This window comes from Ilumatobacter nonamiensis YM16-303, from assembly GCF_000350145.1.
Classification (GTDB): Bacteria; Actinomycetota; Acidimicrobiia; order Acidimicrobiales; family Ilumatobacteraceae; genus Ilumatobacter_A; species Ilumatobacter_A nonamiensis.
Map to the genome: position 1 here is coordinate 1 of NZ_BAOL01000291.1, position 1125 is coordinate 1125.

At 65.5% G+C, this 1125-nt stretch carries 1 protein-coding gene; it reads right to left on the reverse strand.

Annotated elements, in window-relative coordinates; all coding sequences use genetic code 11:
* Positions 1 to 129: 129 nt before the first annotated feature.
* Complete coding sequence (locus tag ON45_RS19850) at positions 130 to 1017, reverse strand: ArdC family protein (protein WP_051063473.1); 888 nt, start codon at positions 1015 to 1017, stop codon at positions 130 to 132.
* Positions 1018 to 1125: the final 108 nt, after the last annotated feature.

Below are 1125 nucleotides of genomic sequence, written 5' to 3' on the forward strand. Positions count from 1 at the left end.
GGCCCTGAGGAACGAAGGGCTTGACAGGTGCGAGCAGCGGAGCACGACTGCACCCGGCCGAAGGCCGGCAACGTCCCAGCGGATCGCCGCGCCGCCGGCCGGTTCAGACCGCAGTGTCGGCGCTGTCGATCAAGCGACCTGGTCGTCGGCGGACGTAGCTGTTGCAGTCCAGCCGGCTTGCTGGTTGAGGAAGTCGACGGCGTGCTGAGCCTTGCTGCAGGCGGTGACGAGTGCTCGGGTGTCTGATTTGAGGATCGCCAACCAATCGCCCAGGTATGCGGCGTGATCCCGGCTGGTCGCCTGTTCGAGTCCGAACTGTGCGCACCAGAATGCTGCGCTCAGCTCGGCGACGAGTTCCTCGGCTCCGTAGGCGTGATCTCCGAACCGGCCGGAGAGATCCCGGTCGAGTCGTGAGGCGTGGCCGGTCCAGTGAGCGTGCTCGTGCGCAGCGGTCGAGTAGTAGTGCTCGGCCTGGTCGAACTGGTCGACGTGCGGGAGCCGGATCTGATCGAGTGACGGGACGTAGCAAGCCTGATCGCCGCCTGTCACGACTTCGGCGCTGACACGCTCGAAGTAGCGCTCAGCCTCGCTGATTCGCTCGGTGGCGGGCCGCTCGTCGGGTGATGGTGCGAAGCGGTCGCCTCCATCGACCTGGTCGGCTGCGAACACGGTGAACGCTCGGGCGAACATCGACCGCTTGACGTTGGCGTCGTCGCCGTCGGTCTTGTTCTCGATCGGCTTCCACAACACAACCTGCGTGCCGCGCTCTCCCTTGCGGACCTGGCAGTCGTGACGCTGCCAACCTCGGTACGTCGCCCACGTCGATGACCATCCTCGATCGGCGGCGACCATGGAGAGGACGAGTGCGTTCCACCCTCGGTACGGCCGTCCATCGACGCTGTGGGGGAGTCCAACGGTACCGAGCCGATGCCATGGCATCTTCCAGTCCTTCGCTCCGGACTCGATCGCTGCGACCAGATCGTTGGTCACGTTCTCGAACAGATCGTTCGCTTTCATCGTGCTGCCTCCTCGTGGCGGGTCATGCCCGCACGGGCTGCGAAGCCGATGAGCTCCTGTCAACCCGAAGGGCTCGGCCCTGAGGAACGAAGGGCTTGACAGGTGCGA

What these genes read in the sequence shown, in the direction of transcription:
- ON45_RS19850 (WP_051063473.1), bottom strand. Translation starts at nt 1,017, where the DNA reads ATGAAAGCGAACGATCTGTTCGAGAACGTGACCAACGATCTGGTCGCA.